The organism is Aminobacter sp. NyZ550 (assembly GCF_025628925.2).
Lineage (GTDB): Bacteria > Pseudomonadota > Alphaproteobacteria > Rhizobiales > Rhizobiaceae > Aminobacter > Aminobacter ciceronei.
The window spans coordinates 766,425-779,782 of the sequence record NZ_CP114190.1 but is presented as its reverse complement, the minus strand read 5'-3'; the positions used below and the strand labels follow the sequence as shown (position 1 = coordinate 779,782).

Annotated in this window: 11 protein-coding genes; 3 read left to right on the top strand and 8 right to left on the bottom strand. The window is 61.5% G+C overall.

The annotated features are described in order from the left end of the window. The first annotated feature begins 19 nt into the window (after positions 1-19). Complete coding sequence (gene holA / locus N7E70_RS03800; protein WP_067955814.1) at positions 20-1,069, top strand: DNA polymerase III subunit delta; 1,050 nt, start codon at positions 20-22, stop codon at positions 1,067-1,069. Between the two features lie 130 nt (positions 1,070-1,199). On the opposite strand, the gene N7E70_RS03795 is transcribed toward holA, so the two are convergent. The 5 genes from N7E70_RS03795 to mnmE all read right to left on the bottom strand — a co-directional run bounded on the left by N7E70_RS03795 (position 1,200) and on the right by mnmE (position 6,944). Then, positions 1,200-2,081, bottom strand: a complete 882-nt coding sequence (locus tag N7E70_RS03795) for a ParB/RepB/Spo0J family partition protein (RefSeq protein WP_067955812.1) — start codon at positions 2,079-2,081, stop codon at positions 1,200-1,202. A gap of 33 nt (positions 2,082-2,114) precedes the next feature. Further along, complete coding sequence (locus N7E70_RS03790; protein WP_067955810.1) at positions 2,115-2,912, bottom strand: ParA family protein; 798 nt, start codon at positions 2,910-2,912, stop codon at positions 2,115-2,117. 39 nt (positions 2,913-2,951) lie between these two features. Further along, entirely contained in the window at positions 2,952-3,584 is a 633-nt protein-coding gene (gene rsmG, locus N7E70_RS03785; RefSeq protein ID WP_263005593.1) for a 16S rRNA (guanine(527)-N(7))-methyltransferase RsmG, read from the bottom strand. Beyond that, positions 3,581-5,455, bottom strand: a complete 1,875-nt coding sequence (gene mnmG, locus N7E70_RS03780) for a tRNA uridine-5-carboxymethylaminomethyl(34) synthesis enzyme MnmG (RefSeq protein ID WP_263005592.1) — start codon at positions 5,453-5,455, stop codon at positions 3,581-3,583. The genes rsmG and mnmG overlap by 4 nt, the downstream gene beginning before the upstream one ends. A 169-nt stretch (positions 5,456-5,624) precedes the next feature. Next, positions 5,625-6,944, bottom strand: coding sequence for a tRNA uridine-5-carboxymethylaminomethyl(34) synthesis GTPase MnmE (mnmE, locus tag N7E70_RS03775; RefSeq protein WP_263005591.1), 1,320 nt, complete (start codon positions 6,942-6,944; stop codon positions 5,625-5,627). Positions 6,945-7,005: 61 nt separating this feature from the next. On the opposite strand from mnmE, the gene N7E70_RS03770 reads away from it, so the two are divergent. Next, positions 7,006-9,024, top strand: coding sequence for a thioredoxin domain-containing protein (locus tag N7E70_RS03770; protein WP_269441442.1), 2,019 nt, complete (start codon positions 7,006-7,008; stop codon positions 9,022-9,024). A 96-nt stretch (positions 9,025-9,120) separates the two neighbouring features. Here N7E70_RS03770 and rho read toward each other — a convergent pair whose 3' ends face one another. The 3 genes from rho to hemE form a co-directional block, all read right to left on the bottom strand. Next, positions 9,121-10,386 (bottom strand): transcription termination factor Rho, encoded by a 1,266-nt coding sequence (rho, locus tag N7E70_RS03765; protein WP_018430513.1) that lies wholly within the window; start codon positions 10,384-10,386, stop codon positions 9,121-9,123. Positions 10,387-10,547: 161 nt separating this feature from the next. Next, positions 10,548-11,087, bottom strand: coding sequence for a protoporphyrinogen oxidase HemJ (gene hemJ / locus N7E70_RS03760; protein ID WP_263005585.1), 540 nt, complete (start codon positions 11,085-11,087; stop codon positions 10,548-10,550). Then, entirely contained in the window at positions 11,084-12,118 is a 1,035-nt protein-coding gene (gene hemE, locus N7E70_RS03755) for a uroporphyrinogen decarboxylase (RefSeq protein ID WP_263005584.1), read from the bottom strand. Before hemE ends, hemJ begins: the two co-directional genes overlap by 4 nt. 400 nt (positions 12,119-12,518) lie before the next feature. Here hemE and N7E70_RS03750 point away from each other — a divergent pair, with 400 nt between their 5' ends. Further along, positions 12,519-13,340 carry a pyruvate, water dikinase regulatory protein gene (locus tag N7E70_RS03750; protein WP_067955797.1) on the top strand — a complete coding sequence of 274 codons (822 nt, stop codon included), beginning with the start codon at positions 12,519-12,521 and terminating at the stop codon, positions 13,338-13,340. The last annotated feature ends 18 nt before the right edge of the window (positions 13,341-13,358 follow it).

Here is a 13,358-nt window from a genome sequence, read left to right as displayed (position 1 = left end):
CCTGTGCTAACAGGACGGCATGGCGCAGAAGAAAGCTCACGAAGTCGATTCCTGGCTGGCTCGGCCCGCTGCCGAAGCCGTCATCGTGTTGATCTACGGCCCCGACCGGGGCCTCGTTTCTGAGCGCGCTTCAGCCTTTGCCGCCAAGACCGGCCTGCCGCTCGATGATCCCTTCTCCGTCGTCAAGATTGACGCCGCCGATGTCGAGCGCGACAGCGGCCGTCTCGTCGATGAGGCCCGCACCGTGCCGATGTTTTCGCCGCGCCGGCTGATCTGGGTGCGCAACGCCGCTGCCCAGAAGAGCCTTGCCGACGACGTCAAGGCGCTGGCCGCCGACCCGCCGCGCGACGCCGTCATCCTGATCGAGGCGCAGGATCTCAAGAAAGGCGCGCCGTTGCGCACGATCGTCGAAGGCGCCTTTGCCGGCATGGCCCTGCCCTGCTACGCCGACGAGGCGCGCGATATCGAAAGCGTCATCGACGAGGAACTGCGCACCGCCGGCCTGAACATGGCCATGGACGCCCGCAACGCACTGCGCCGCAGCCTCGGCGGCGACCGCCTTGCGACACGCGGCGAGATCCAGAAGCTGACACTCTATGCCATGGGCAAGGGCGAGATCTCGCTCGAAGACGTCAAGGACATGACTGGCGATGTCTCGGCATTGTCGCTGGACGACGCCATCGACGCAGCCCTTGGCGGCAACATCGCCGAGTTCGACGCCGCTTTCACCAAGCAGTGCCAGACCGGAAGCCAGGCGGCACAGCTTCTCGCGACCGCAACCCGCCACCTCCAGAACATTCATCTGATGCGCGGCGAGATGGAAAATGGCGGCCGCAACGCCTCGGCGGTCGTCGCCGCGGCACGCCCCCCGGTGTTCTTCTCCCGCCGCCGGGCCGTGGAAAAAACCTTATCGAGCTGGAGCGCGGCAGCGCTGACCCGCGCATTGACACGGCTGCAATCGACAACGCTGCAGACCCGTCGCCGCCCCGACCTTGCGGTTGCGCTGGCGCGCCAGGCGATGCTCGGCATTGCCGTCGAAGGCGCCCGCCTGTCGTCCGGTCGACGCTAAAGAACGCCGTCGCACGTCTCGTTCTGATACAGTCCGAACGAAATCGGCTGCATGCCTTTCCCGGATTTGCTGCAAGCGCAAAAACGCCGGCGCGAGGCCGGCGTTTTCAGGCAAGAGTCAATAGAATCAATCAGATATGTTCGCTCTTCAGGCGACGGCACAAATCGTCAAGCTGTTCCAGCGAGCGGTAGCTGATGCGCAGCTCGCCGCCTTTTTCCTTGTGCGCGATCGAGATCTTCATGCCGACGACATCGGTGAGAAGCTTCTCCAGCGCGATCGTGTCCGGATCCTTCTCGACAGGACGCGACGGCTGCTTTTCCAGCAGCGCATCGGCCGGAAGTTGCGCCAGCGCCTCGGCCTGGCGTACCGACAGGCCCTCTTCGACGATCCGCTTGGCCAGGCCCGCCGGGTCGGCAGCCGTGATCAGTGCCCGGGCATGACCGGCCGACAGCTCGCCATTGACCAGCATGTCGCGCACAACGTCAGGCAGCTTCAGCAACCGCAGCGTGTTGGCGACATGGCTGCGGCTCTTGCCGATGACCTGGCCGAGATCGGCCTGGGTATAGTTGTGATCGTCGATCAGCTGCTGGTAGCCCATTGCCTCTTCAATGGCATTAAGATCGGAGCGCTGGACGTTCTCGATAATGGCGAGCTCAAGCGCCGTGCGATCGTTGACGTCGCGAACGATGACCGGAATCTCGTTGACGCCGGCCCGCTGTGCTGCACGCCAGCGGCGCTCGCCGGCGATGATTTCATAGTGCCCGGCCTGCGCAGCTGGCCTGACGACGACTGGCTGGACCAGGCCGTGCTCGCGGATAGACTGCGCCAGGTCGGCAAGTTCGGCTTCGCCAAAATGGCGACGAGGGTTGCGCGGATTGGGGCTGACGAACTCGATCGGCACCCGGCCGTCGGCCGGCGCCGCCGGCTTTTCCGGGACCGCCGGCTTGTCCATCTCGCCGATGAGAGCAGCAAGTCCCCGGCCAAGGCGCTTTCTGGAAAGGTCTTCGTTCATGTCTAGTCCAGCTTGTTTCGAGTCCGAATCGATTTATGCGGCCCGGAGTTTACGTTCGCGCCTGATGACTTCCGAGGCGAGCTGCAGATAGGCTTGGCTGCCCGAGCATTTCAGGTCGTAGAGGATCGCCGGCTTGCCATAGGACGGCGCTTCCGAAATGCGCACGTTGCGTGGGATCACCGTGTCGTAGACCTTTTCTCCCATATGGGCGCGCACATCCTCGACCACCTGGTTGGCCAGATTGTTGCGACCATCGAACATGGTCAGCACGATGCCCTGGATCGTCAGCTCCGGATTGATCGAGCGGCGTACCTGATCCACCGTCTCAAGCAACTGGCTCAAGCCTTCGAGCGCAAAGAACTCGCACTGCAGCGGCACCAGGACGGAATCAGCCGCGGCCATCGAATTCAGCGTCAAGAGGTTGAGCGAAGGTGGGCAATCGATGAGTACGTAACTGTAGCCGGCCGCCCGCTCAGCCGATGCCCGCAAGGCATTGCGCAGCTTCAAGACGCGATCGGGCGCCGAGGCGATTTCCATTTCGATTCCAAGCAGATCGAGCGTCGACGGAATGATCGACAGACCCGGCACTGCCGTTTCCATCGCCGCCTGTTCTATCTCCAGCTCGCCGGTCAGCACGTCATAGGACGACACGCTGCGGTCCTTGCGATCGATGCCGAGGCCCGTGCTGGCATTGCCTTGCGGATCGAGGTCGATAATGAGCACGCGCTCGCCGATGGCGGCAAGGGCGGTCGCCAGATTGATGGCGGTAGTCGTCTTGCCGACGCCGCCTTTCTGATTGGCGACTGTGATGATTCTAGGTGTGGTTTTCATGGCTCGACTGCTGTTTTCCGTCTCGTCACAGCGCGGCAGCTAGGCGCGGCGCAGATTCCGAATCTCGAGAATGACTCCCTGGGCGTCGGTCAGGCTCTGGTGTTCTACCAGATCGAATCTCCACTGGTGAGCGCTATCTTCGATTTCCTGACGGTAATCCCGGCCTTTGTGGAAAAGCGCTGTGGTGCCCGCCTCCAACCATGGCCACGACAGCTCCAGGAGCAGCGGTAGTGGTGCCAAGGCTCGTGCACTCAATATCTCGGGCGACTTGATGAGCGCATGGACATCTTCGATGCGCTTCGAGTGCACTTTAGCCGGCAAGCTGAGCTCACCGACCACGGCCTGCAGGAAGCCGGATTTCTTGCGATTGCTTTCCACCAGATCGATGGTCGCGCCTGGCCGTTCGGCGAGCATCGAACCGATGATCAGGCCTGGGAACCCGCCGCCCGACCCAATGTCGAGCCATTTCATTGCGGCGCCCCCAAGCTTCACGATCTGGGCGCTGTCAAGGATATGGCGCTCCCAAACGTCATTGAGCGTCGACGGCGCCACCAGATTGATGCGCTGTGCCCACTTTCGGAATACAGCCTCGAAGGCTTTCAGCTTCGCGAATGTTTCACGTGAAACGGGACCGGCCACTTCCTGCAACCGGGCATAGGCGTCATTGTTCAAGCGGCGCCCCTACGTGACTGAGCTTCTGAGTTGCGGACATGGGCCAGAATGATGGCCAGCGCCGCCGGCGTCATGCCATCGATACGCTGCGCCTCGGCCAATGAACGCGGCCGACGGACGCGCATCTTCTGCCGAAGCTCGTTGGAAAGGCCAGGAACCGACTCAAAATCAAGCGCTTCCGGGATCACCCTCTCCTCTTCCTTCAGCATCAACGCCGCGTCAGCCTTCTGGCGGTCAAGGTAGACGGCATATTTGGCTTCGGTTTCAATGGCTTCCGCCGTCTTGGCGTCAACCGACGCCAGCTCCGGCAAGATCTTAACAAGTTGCATGAACTGGATATTGGGGTAAGCGAGTAGTTCGTAAAGCGACCGTTTCACACCGTCGAGATTGACCTCGATGCCATAACGGCGCGCCTCGTTGGGTGATAGCTTCAGCGATTTCGTCAGTTCGCGCGCGGCTGTTACGCGGCCCGTCATCTCGCCAAAACGCTTTTCCCGCTCGGCCGAAGCAATGCCCAGTTCCATGGCCAGGGGCGTCAAACGCTCGTCCGAATTGTCGGCCCGCAGCGAAAGCCGGAATTCCGCACGCGACGTGAACATGCGATATGGCTCGCTGATCCCACGGCTGGTCAGATCGTCGACCATGACGCCGATATACGCCTGTGTCCTGCTCAAGATCAGCTGCTCGCTGCCGCCGGCAAACCGCGCGGCGTTAAGCCCGGCAAGCAGGCCCTGTGCACCGGCCTCTTCATAACCCGTCGTGCCATTGATCTGTCCGGCAAGGAAAAGACCGCGAATACGCCTGGTCTCGAGCGTCGGCTCCAGCTCGCGCGGATCGATGTGGTCATACTCGATCGCATATCCCGGCTGCAGCATCACTGCCCGTTCCAGTCCGGGAATCGACTTCAGAATGTCGAGCTGCACGTCCTCCGGCAACGAGGTCGAGATACCGTTCGGGTAGACTGTGTGATCGTCGAGCCCTTCCGGCTCGAGGAAGATCTGATGGCCTTCCCGGTCGCCAAACTTGACGATCTTGTCCTCGATCGACGGGCAATAGCGCGGCCCGATGCCCTCAATCGACCCGGAATACATCGCCGATCGCCCAAGATTCTCGCGAATGATGCTGTGAGTGGCGTCGGTCGTCCGCGTGATGCCGCATTCGATCTGCGGATTGCGGATCCTATCGGTGAGCAGCGAAAAAGGAACCGGTTCCTCGTCGGCCGCCTGCGTCTCGAGCGAAGTCCAGTTAATGGTGCGGCCATCGAGCCGCGGCGGGGTCCCGGTCTTCAATCGGCCAAGGCGCAAGCCCGCCCGCTTCAGCGTCTCGGACAATCCCATCGAAGCCTGTTCGTTCATCCGGCCGGCCGGGAACTTGCGTTCGCCGATGTGGATCAGCCCACGCAGGAAGGTGCCTGTCGTGAGAACCACGGCGGCACAGGAAAGCGTTTGTCCATCGCCCAGCACAACACCGGTCAGGCGGTCGTTATCTATAATAAAATCATATACTTCTGCCTCAACGACGGTGAGGTTCGGCCGTTCAGCGATCGCCTGCTGCATGGCCAGGCGATAGAGCTTGCGATCGGCCTGGGTGCGCGGCCCGCGCACCGCTGGGCCCTTGCGGCGGTTGAGAAGGCGGAACTGAATGCCAGCGGCATCGGCGACCCGACCCATGAGGCCGTCAAGTGCGTCGATCTCGCGGACGAGATGGCCTTTGCCCAGACCGCCAATGGCGGGGTTGCACGACATCACGCCGATCGTATCGCGACGAAGGGTGACGAGTGCGGTTTTTGCACCGGCCCGTGCGGCTGCCGAGGCCGCTTCGCAGCCCGCATGGCCTCCGCCCACCACGACGACGTCGTAGCTCTCACTCATCACAGTCTCCAGGAAACATTTGGCGAGACAGATGTCCTCATCTCCGCCTCATGTCAAGAGAATCGCCGCGGTGGTGGTTTCACGTGAAACAACTTGGCCGCGCGGCAGCGAGTCAATGCCGATGTTTCACGTGAATCCTTTGATTCCACCGCTTAATGTTTCACGTGAATCACTTGCCGATGCAGAACTGCGAGAAGATCACGTCGAGCAGGTCCTCGACATCGACGGCTCCAGACAGCTTGCCGATTCGGTCGCTCGCCAGGCGCAGGTTCTCCGCCTTCAGTTCCAGCAAAGTCTCCGGCGCAGCTAACGCGGCACGCAGATACTCGCTGGCGTCGTTCAGCAGTTCCACATGGCGCAACCGCGACGGCAGCACATCGCCACGCTGGCCGATCGCCGCCGTGGCGCGCGCGCCAATCAATTCGATCAACCCGTCGATACCTTCGCCATTCACCGTGGAAATGGCGAGGGCAAAGCTCGACCCGGCATCACCACCTTTGATGCGGTCCAGCTTGGTGCCAATCATGACTGCGGATGCATCGCCTGGCGGCGGCAGCTCGGTTGGCGCCGACATATCCTGCAGGAACAACACCAGGTCGGCGGCCTTCGCTCGTTCCTTCGCGCGTTCGATACCGATGGCTTCAACCTTGCCGGCAGGCTCGCGCAGCCCGGCTGTATCGGTAATGCGCACCTTGAGGCCGCCGATATCGAGTGTTGCCTCAACGAGGTCGCGCGTCGTGCCGGGTTCGTCGGTGACAATTGCCGCCTCACGTCGGACCAGCGCATTGAGCAGGCTCGACTTGCCCGCATTCGGCGCACCGAGGATCACGACGTCGAAACCGTCACGGATCATCTCAGCCTTGCTGTAGCCATCGACATGTCGCCCGATGTCGGCGATCAGCTGGTGAACGTCGTCCCACACCTGAGCGGAAACCGAGCCTGGTACGTCCGATTCGTCGGCAAAATCCATCTCGGCCTCAATCATCGCCCGAGCGTGAATGAGCCGCTTGCGCCAAGTGAGATATAGCTCGCTTTGCGCACCGCCGGAGTTCATCATGGCAAACTGACGCTGCGCCTCAGTTTCGGAGTTGATGAGATCGGCAAGCGCTTCAGCTTCCAGAAGGTCCATCTTGCCGTTGAGGAATGCCCGCCGGGTGAATTCTCCCGCCTCGGCCTGCCTGAAACCCGGCAGCTTTCCGAGCTCCGCGAGCAGTGCCGTGACCACAGCCCGGCCGCCGTGCACATGGAATTCACCACAATCCTCCCCCGTGAAGCTATGCGGCTCGGGAAAAAACAAGGTCAGCGCCTGGTCGAGTTTCCGCCCGTCCACTGCATTCAGTGGTCCGAAATGCGCGCGACGTGGTTGCGGCAGGCTACCTGCAATCGTTTCGAGAGCGAATCGAACATGTGGACCTGAAATCCTGACGATCGCGACGCCGGATGGCAGGTGACCGCTGGACAAAGCGGCGATCGAATCGGTGAATTGCATTTGCCGGTCTCTTGGAAGCGCCCTAGGTTGACGCCTCATATCACTGTTTTGGGCTTGCCACATGCTTCCGCACGAAAACCTGCTTCGAGACGAAGGTAGCCCGTACCTTCGCCAGCATGGCGACAACCCGGTGCATTGGCGCCCGTGGTCGCCCGCGGCGTTGGCAGAAGCGGTGCGGCTCGACCGGCCGATCCTGCTTTCGGTCGGTTATGCCGCCTGCCACTGGTGCCACGTCATGGCGCATGAAAGCTTCGAGAACGCCGAAGTCGCCGAAGTCATGAACAGGCTCTTCGTCAACATCAAGGTCGACCGCCAGGAACGGCCGGATATCGACCAGATCTACATGGCGGCGCTCGCCAGCATGGGCGAACAAGGTGGCTGGCCACTGACGATGTTCTTGACCCCCGATGCCAAGCCCTTCTGGGGCGGGACCTATTTTCCGCGCGAGGCGAGGTATGGACGGCCGGGGTTCATCCAGGTGCTCAGTGCTGTCGACGCCGCCTGGCGCGGCAAGCGCGCCAGCATCCTGCAGAGCGCGGGTGAGCTTGCCCAACATGTCGGCAAGCGCCTCGGCGGCAGCAGCCCGCGCTCCGCGATCTCGACCGATACGGCCAGGACGTTGGCGTCCGGCATCTACGATATGCTTGACCGCGATCTGGGCGGGCTTCGCGGCGCCCCAAAGTTCCCGAATGCGCCTTTCATGCAGACCTTGTGGCTGTCCTGGCTGCGCTCCGGCAATGAGCAGCATCGTGATGCAATGACGGAAAGCATGGCGCATATGCTCGCTGGCGGCATCTACGACCATGTCGGCGGCGGGCTGGCGCGCTATTCGACCGACACGCAATGGCTGGTGCCGCATTTCGAAAAGATGCTCTACGACAACGCCCAGCTGATACGCCAAGCGAACTGGGCTTATGCCGCCACAGGAAATGAACTGTTTCGGATACGAATCGAAGACACGGTCGACTGGCTGTTGCGCGAGATGCAACTGCCCGACGGAACCTTCGCTTCCAGCCTCGATGCCGACAGCGAGGGTGAAGAAGGGCTGTTCTACACCTGGGCGGGGCAACACATAGCCGACGTGCTTGGCGATGATTCATCTATATTTTTCAAATACTTCACGATCAGTAAGCCAGACGCCTGGGAAGGCGACCCGATCATCCACCAGAACGCGGCCCAGAGTGCCCAGGCCATCGAAGATCGTGCGCTGGTTTCAGGCCTGACGAAACGCCTGCTGACTAAACGAGAACAGCGCATTCGCCCCGCCCGCGATGACAAGGCGCTCACGGATTGGAACGGCTTGGCCATCGTCGCGCTGGCAGAAGCCGGGCGAAGCCTTGGAAGAAGCGACTGGGTGGCTGTCGCGGCAGGTGCTTTCGGCGCGATTCTGGCGTCAGCAACAGCTGAAGGCCGACTGCCGCATTCAAGTCTGGGCGAAAAGCGGCTCTATCCCGCGCTGTCGAGCGACTACGCGGCGATGGTCAACGCGGCCATCTCCCTGTTCGAGGCAACAAGGGATGCGCGATATCTCGAGCACGGTGCTCGTTTCGTGAATATGCTCGATAACTGGCACGCGGATGCCGACAGAACCGGGCACTATCTCACCGCATCCGACAGCGCCGACGTGCCGATGCGCATTCGCGGCGACATCGACGAAGCCATTCCTTCGGCAACCAGCCAGATCATCGAGGCTGTTGTGCGCCTGGCCAACATCACGGGCGACATTGAACTGCAGCGACGCGCCTGGACAATCGCCGAACACGCCGCCGGCCGCATCCAGAACCAGCAATATGGCCAGGCCGGAATCGTGAACGCCTGTATCCTGGCAATTGAACCATCAAAGCTGATTGTCGTCGAGGATCCAGAGCGGCCAGCACTTGTTTCGGTAGCGAATCGGAATCCGGATCCGCGCCGCGTCGACATCTTCCTGGCTCTCGGTGAGGACACGGCGCGGGCGAAACTGCCGGGCGACATCCTTCCCGATACGAAAAAGGCCGGCGCATATCTCTGCACCGGCCTCATCTGTCTGCCCGTGATCAGCGATCCGGCGAAGCTTGAAGACGCGCTTCGTCGTCGCTGACCGATCGGAGCGCCGTGCGTCGCCGCCCAAGAGGCGCTCCAAACCTGAGTTTCCGCATCTGTCCCGAAGATCGCTTACGATTTTCGGGCTGACGCGTCAGGTGTTCATCGAATCGAAGAAATCTGCGTTGGTCTTGGTCTGCTTGAGCTTGTCGATGAGGAACTCGATCGCGTCGGTTGTTCCCATCGGCGCCAGGATGCGACGCAGCACGAAAATCTTCTGCAGATCCTGACGCTGGACCAACAGGTCCTCCTTGCGCGTACCCGACTTGAGGATGTCCATCGCCGGGTAGATGCGCTTGTCGGCGACCTTCCGGTCGAGCACGATTTCCGAGTTGCCGGTACCCTTGAACTCTTCGAAGATGACTTCGTCCATGCGGCTGCCGGTATCGATCAGCGCGGTGGCGATGATGGTCAGCGAACCACCCTCTTCGATGTTACGGGCGGCACCGAAGAAGCGCTTCGGGCGCTGCAGCGCGTTGGCGTCGACACCACCGGTCAGAACCTTGCCGGATGACGGCACGACGGTGTTGTAGGCGCGGCCGAGACGGGTGATCGAATCGAGCAGGATGACGACGTCGCGGCCATGCTCGACAAGACGCTTGGCCTTTTCGATGACCATTTCAGCGACCTGGACGTGGCGGACGGCCGGTTCGTCGAAGGTCGAGGACACGACCTCGCCCTTCACCGAGCGCTGCATGTCGGTCACTTCTTCCGGACGCTCGTCGATCAGCAGCACGATCAGGTAACATTCGGGATGATTGGTGGTGATCGAGTGTGCAATGTTCTGCAGCAACACGGTCTTACCGGTACGCGGCTGCGCCACGATCAGGGCGCGCTGACCCTTGCCGAGCGGCGCCACCAGGTCGATGACGCGGGGCGAAATGTCCTTGGTAGTCGGGTTTTCCACTTCCATCTTGAGCCGCGAGGTCGGGTACAGCGGCGTCAGATTGTCGAAATGGATCTTGTGACGGATCTTTTCGGGATCGTCGAAATTGATGGTGTTGACCTTGAGCAGCGCGAAGTAGCGCTCACCTTCCTTGGGGCTGCGGATCGGGCCTTCGACCGTGTCGCCAGTCTTCAGCGAGAAGCGGCGGATCTGCGAGGGCGAGATGTAGATATCGTCCGGACCCGGAAGGTAGTTGGCATTGGCCGAACGCAGGAAGCCGAAGCCGTCCTGGAGCACCTCGACGACGCCGTCGCCGATGATCTCGATGTCCTGCGCCGCCAGTTTCTTGAGGATCGCGAACATCAGCTCCTGCTTGCGCATGACGCTGGCATTTTCAACTTCAAGCGACTCAGCGAACGCGATCAGGTCGGTCGGCTTCTTGTTCTTGAAATCCTGTAGTTTCATTTCCTGCATGGACGGACTCTGAGCGTGGGGAGGTTGGCTATCGGCATTTTGCGATAAGCGCCGGGCGCGGCCAGGGAATGAAAATGGGGCGGCGCATGGCGGGAAGGAAGAACAGCCTTTTAGCCCTCCCGAAACGAAAGAGCAAGGCGCAGTCCAGCAAATTTAGGAACTCAAAACGGCTTTACAACCACCAGTATGACAATGACGATCATCAGCAACGTCGGGATTTCATTGACGATGCGCCAGTGGCGCGACGGCTTTTCGTTACGGTCCTCGGCAAAGCGCCGGACCGACGCCGAGAGATAGCCGTGCACGCCTGAAAGCAGCAGCACCGCCGCCAGTTTGGCATGCAGCCAGCCGCCGGCGAAGTCAAAACCCTTCCAGGCAAGCCACAGGCCGAACACCCAGGTGACGATCATCGCCGGATTGATGATGGCGCGCAGCAGCCGGCGTTCCATCACCTTGAAGGTCTCGGATTGCACCGAGCCCTTCTCGGCGTCGACATGATAGACGAACAGCCGCGGCAGATAGAGCATGCCGGCCATCCATGAGATCACGGCAATGACGTGGATCGCCTTGGCCCAGGGATAAAAGCCGTCAGGCGCGGCGAGAAAAAGTGCGGCCGTCAGCGCGACCAGGACGACGATAGCGATCACTGCTCGTTTAGCCGCCGTCGTACCGCTCGATTGTTCTGCGTTCTGGCTGCTCATTGCCTTGACGCCTTTCGCACCTGCCGCACCATCGCCTCGACATGCGCCACCGGCGTCTCGGGCGTGATGCCGTGACCGAGATTGAAGATCAGCGGACCATTGCCCAGCGCCTCCAGGATGGCATCCACGCCCTCCTCCAAAGCCTTGCCGCCGACAACCAGCCTGAGCGGGTCGAGATTGCCCTGTACGGCTCCCCCGGTCTGCAGGCGCTGCGCCTGGCTCAGCGGTACCGTCCAGTCGAGGCCAAGACCGGTGACGCCGGTGCGCTGCCTGTAGCTGTCGAGCTGGGCGCCTGCGCCTTTCGGAAAGCCGATGATCGGCACATCCGGATAGACGGCGCGCACCTTGCGCACGATCTCGGCCACCGGCTTGACGCAGCAGGCCTCGAAAGTCGCCTCGTCGAGCACGCCCGACCAGGAATCGAATATCTGAACGACATCGGCACCGGCTTCGATCTGGCGAATGAGATAGGCGGCCGAATGGTCGGCGAGGACCTGCAGCAGTTGCGCCATGGCTTTCGGTTCGCGATAGGCGAACAGCCGCGCCGGCGCCTGGTCCGGCGTGCCGTGTCCGGCGATCATATAGGTGGCGACCGTCCACGGCGCTCCACAGAAGCCGATAAGCGTCGTCTTCTCCGGCAACTCGCGGCGCAGACGGTGCACGGTTTCGTAGACCGGTTCGAGATTCACGTGAAACTTTTCGCCATCGAGTGCTGCGACACCGTCGGCGGTGATCGGCGTCATCAGCGGCCCACGACCCTCTTCGAAACGCAGGTCGCGCCCGAGCGCGTGCGGAACGACGAGAATGTCGGAAAACAGGATCGAGGCGTCAAAGTCGAAGCGCCGGATCGGCTGCAGCGTCACCTCGACGGCAAAGTCGGGATTGTAGCAGAGGTCCAGGAAGCTCCCCGCCTTCTTCCGGCTCTCGCGATATTCCGGGAGATAGCGGCCTGCCTGACGCATCATCCAGAGCGGCGGAACCTCCAGGCTCTCGCCTTTCAGGACTTGGAGCAGGGCGCGTTTCACGGCCATCCGATCTGCCTTTCCTTGAGCCTTCTATAAACAAAAATTTATTCTGAAGGATTCTTCTAATTCTTAGAGTCTGTTGGAATCGAGAATTCCGACCTGTCCATAGGCAGCTCCAGATATCCACTTGTCATAGTGACGCGCGGCCGTTTTCGCCAGCGGGGAAAACTCCGGGCAGCAAGCGGATTCGTCGATTTGAATCAGGAATCTAGCTGAACGCGTCACGAGTGCTGATTCTGTGGACAGCCGGGGACTAAAAAACTATCCCCACAATACTCCCCGTCGCTGAATCGAAACAGACAGCGGGGCGAATTGTGGACAAGTCGGCATCTGATACAGTCGCGCCGACCGCTTCGGGCCGAACTGCCCGTTTATCCACATTTGACCACAGACCCAGGCGCCCGCTGTGAACAAACCCCAGAGCTTCTTCCATCTGCACCTGATTTCCGACGCCACCGGCGAGACTCTCCTGGCGGCGGGGCGCGCGGCTTCGGCGCAGTACAAGGATGCGCGCGCGATCGAGCACATCTACCCGCTGATCCGCACCGAAAAGCAGCTGATGAAGGTATTCGACGACATCGAGGAAGAGCCGGGCATCGTGCTCTACACAGTGGTCGACCAGCACCTCGCCGGCATCATCGACAGCCGCTGTGCCTCGATGGGCCTGCCTTGCGTCTCGGTGCTCGAGCCCGTGCTGTCGGTGTTCCAGTCCTATCTCGGTGCGCCGGCGGGCCGCCGGGTGGGTGCCCAGCATGTTCTCGACGCCGAATATTTCCGCCGCATCGACGCGCTCAACTTCACCATGGAGCATGATGACGGCCAGTTGCCTGCCGACATGGAACAGGCTGATGTCGTGCTGATCGGCATATCCAGGACGTCGAAGACCCCGACGAGCATCTATCTCGCCAACCGCGGCATCAAGACCGCCAACATCCCGATCGTGCTCGGCGTGCCCGTGCCCGACAGCCTGGTCAAGGCGGAGAAGCCGCTTGTCGTCGGCCTGATCGCTACCGCCGAACGTATCTCGCATGTGCGCCAGAACCGCATCCTCGGCACGACGATGGCTTTCGACGCCCAGGAGTACATCGATCGCGCCTCGATCACAGAAGAGCTGGCCTACGCGCGCAAGATCTGCACCAAGCACAATTGGCCGATGATCGACGTCAGCCGCCGCTCGATCGAGGAAACGGCCGCCGCGATCGTTGCCCTGCGCAACAAGAGCCGCTAGGACCAAAAGCACCCAGCA

Bases quoted from the DNA above. Each gene is read 5' to 3' on its own strand.
- holA (WP_067955814.1), top strand. From the start codon at position 20: ATGGCGCAGAAGAAAGCTCACGAAGTCGATTCCTGGCTGGCTCGGCCC.
- N7E70_RS03795 (WP_067955812.1), bottom strand. From the start codon at position 2,081: ATGAACGAAGACCTTTCCAGAAAGCGCCTTGGCCGGGGACTTGCTGCT.
- N7E70_RS03790 (WP_067955810.1), bottom strand. From the start codon at position 2,912: ATGAAAACCACACCTAGAATCATCACAGTCGCCAATCAGAAAGGCGGC.
- mnmG (WP_263005592.1), bottom strand. From the start codon at position 5,455: ATGAGTGAGAGCTACGACGTCGTCGTGGTGGGCGGAGGCCATGCGGGC.
- mnmE (WP_263005591.1), bottom strand. From the start codon at position 6,944: ATGCAATTCACCGATTCGATCGCCGCTTTGTCCAGCGGTCACCTGCCA.
- N7E70_RS03770 (WP_269441442.1), top strand. From the start codon at position 7,006: ATGCTTCCGCACGAAAACCTGCTTCGAGACGAAGGTAGCCCGTACCTT.
- rho (WP_018430513.1), bottom strand. From the start codon at position 10,386: ATGCAGGAAATGAAACTACAGGATTTCAAGAACAAGAAGCCGACCGAC.
- hemJ (WP_263005585.1), bottom strand. From the start codon at position 11,087: ATGAGCAGCCAGAACGCAGAACAATCGAGCGGTACGACGGCGGCTAAA.
- hemE (WP_263005584.1), bottom strand. From the start codon at position 12,118: ATGGCCGTGAAACGCGCCCTGCTCCAAGTCCTGAAAGGCGAGAGCCTG.